We start from the raw sequence: 2,615 nt of genomic DNA on the forward strand, positions 1-2,615 counted from the left end.
GCCGGGCGCGCCGGCGTCCTACGCGGTGTGGGACACCACCGAACTCGTCGTCCAGGCCCCCGACAGCCGCCTCTCCGGCTGGTCCACCGACCCGCGCTCGGGCACCCCCGGCCTGCCCGACCTCGACCCCGCCCTGCCCCTGCCGCGCTGCCTGCGCACGAGCGTGCGCGGCGCCACGGTGTACGAACTCGACGGCGCGTTGGAGACCACGCCCTGACGATCGCGCGGTCGAGGGGGCGAGAGTGCGGCCCTCGGCCCCGCGACCGCGCGATCTTCGCCGGCGGGCGCTACGTCGCCGGGAGCGGGGCCGGGGGCGCCGTCGGCCGGGTCGGACGGTGTTCCGGGACGGCCAGCAGCGGGAGGAAGACCTGGACCAGTGGCCCGATCGCCAGCGCGTACACCACCGTGCCCAGGCCGATCGAGCCGCCGAGGACGAAGCCCACCGCGAGCACCGTGACCTCGATGGTGGTGCGCACCAAGCGCACCGAGCGGCCGGTCCGGCGCACCAGCCCCGTCATCAGTCCGTCGCGCGGGCCCGGGCCCAGGCGCGCGCCGATGTACGCGCCGCCCGCGACCGCGTTGAGCACCACCGCGGAGAGCATGAACGTCACCCGCCACGCGAGTGGATCCGGGGACGGCAACCACGACAGCGCCGCGTCCACGGCGATCCCGATCACGAAGACGTTGCTGACCGTGCCCACGCCCGGGCGTTGGCGCATCGGCAGCCACAACAGCAAGACCGCGGCCCCCACCACGATCGTGGTGATCCCGAAGCGCCAACCGGTGTGCTCCGCCAAGCCCTGATGGAACACGTCCCACGGGTCCAGGCCCAGACCGGCCTTGACCATCAACGCCATGCTGAACCCGTACAGCGCGAGTCCCGCGTACAACTGGACCACTCGCCGAATCCAAGACCAAGCCACTGTGTTCCCTCTTTGCCCACCGGACTGCACAGAAAAAGCCAACGGTGGAAGAATCACCGAGACCGGATCACACTTCCATAGCCAATTCGACAGGAGTGGACTGATGAGCGCGCCTCACCTGACCGTCAGCAGCACCCGCCTCGCCGACCTCCTGCACCCCTGGAACACGACCACCTCGATCAGCGGCCGAACCGGGCCGGCGTACCGCACCCTCGCCGACCGCATCCGCGCCCTGGTCCTGGACGGGCGGATCCCGCTCACCGCGCGCCTGCCCGCCGAACGCGGCCTCGCCGACCGGCTCGGCATCAGCCGCACCACGGTCGCCGCCGCCTACGAACTCCTGCGCACCGACGGTTACCTCGCCAGCCGGCGCGGATCCGGCAGCTGGACCACCCTCCCGGGCAGCCACACCGAGATCCCCAGCCTCGGCCTCAGCCCCAGCACCACCACCGGCGTCATCGACCTGGGCGTCGCCGCCCTGCCCGGCCCCGGCCACGCCCTGCACCGCGCCGTCGCCGACGCCGTCGAATCGCTGCCCACCTACACCACCGGCCACGGCTACCTGCCCGGCGGCCTCCCGGTCCTGCGCGACACCCTCGCCCAGCGCTACACCCGCCGCGGCGTCCCCACCACACCCGACCAGATCCTGGTCACCCCCGGCGCCCTCGCCGCCGTCACGCTCGTCATGCGCACCCTGGCCGGACCCGGTGACCGCGTCGCCGTCGAGTCGCCCACCTACGCCAACGTGCTCGACGCGATCCGCCAGGCCGGCAACCGCGTCGTGCCCGTCCCGATGACCGAGACCGGCTGGGACGCCGACACCTGGCGCGACACGCTGCGCACCGCGGCCCCGCGCCTGGCCTACCTGATCCCCGACTTCCAAAACCCCACCGGGCACCTCGCCGACGCCGCCATCCGCACGACCCTCGTCGACCTCGCCCGCAACACCGGCACCACGCTGATCGTCGACGAGACCTGCCAGGACCTCGCCCTCGACATCGACCCCGCCGACCGACCGCTGCCCACCGCCGCGTTCGACCGGACCAACAACGTCGTCACCATCGGCTCCACGTCCAAAACCTTCTGGGGCGGCCTGCGGATCGGCTGGGTGCGCACCACCCCCGACCTGGTGCGCCGGATCGCCGCCACCCGCGCGTCCTTCGACGTCGGCGCCCCGGTCCTGGACCAACTCGTGACGCACCACCTGATCACCGACCACGAGGACGCCATCCTCGACACCCGGCTGCCGGCGCTGCGCACCGCGCGCGCCGCACTCGCCGGCGCGCTCGCCGAACACCTGCCGACCTGGTCCTTCACCATGCCCGTCGGCGGCCTGTCGCTGTGGGTGCGCACCGACAACACCTCCAGCCTGACCCTCACCGAGACCGCGGCCCGACACGGCGTCCGGATCGCCGCGGGCACCCGCTTCGGCACGGACGGCGCCTTCGAACACCACGTCCGCCTGCCCTACGCCCACGACCCGGCCACCCTCGTCGAGGCCATCCGCCGACTCGCCGCCGCGGTCGGCGAGACCCAACGCACCCGAACCACGGCCTACAGCGGCTACAGCAACGCCACGTGCCTGGCCTGACGGCACGCGCGGGCCGCGGCGGGCGCGGCGACTGCGCCGCCCGCCCGAGGGTCGCGTTCGCGCGGGCGGGGCGGCTGCGTGTACAACTCGGTACGAGGACA

2 protein-coding genes and 1 pseudogene are annotated in these 2,615 nt (G+C 73.3%); 2 read left to right on the plus strand and 1 reads right to left on the minus strand.

Annotation, left to right across the window (positions count from 1 at the left end; translation table 11 throughout):
* A pseudogene (locus tag GT354_RS15290) lies at positions 1 to 217 on the plus strand (amidohydrolase); the annotation flags it as partial.
* 70 nt (positions 218 to 287) lie between these two features.
* On the opposite strand, the gene GT354_RS15295 reads toward GT354_RS15290, so the two are convergent.
* A complete protein-coding gene (locus GT354_RS15295) occupies positions 288 to 857 on the minus strand; it encodes a hypothetical protein (RefSeq protein WP_237534925.1) in 570 nt (189 codons plus the stop codon).
* A 169-nt stretch (positions 858 to 1,026) separates the two neighbouring features.
* On the opposite strand from GT354_RS15295, the gene GT354_RS15300 reads away from it, so the two are divergent.
* Positions 1,027 to 2,514: a PLP-dependent aminotransferase family protein gene (locus tag GT354_RS15300; RefSeq protein ID WP_161356865.1), complete on the plus strand. Its 1,488-nt coding sequence runs from the start codon at positions 1,027 to 1,029 to the stop codon at positions 2,512 to 2,514.
* Positions 2,515 to 2,615: the final 101 nt, after the last annotated feature.

The sequence above is a fragment of the Streptomyces sp. SID3343 genome, assembly GCF_009865215.1.
Lineage (GTDB): Bacteria > Actinomycetota > Actinomycetes > Streptomycetales > Streptomycetaceae > Embleya.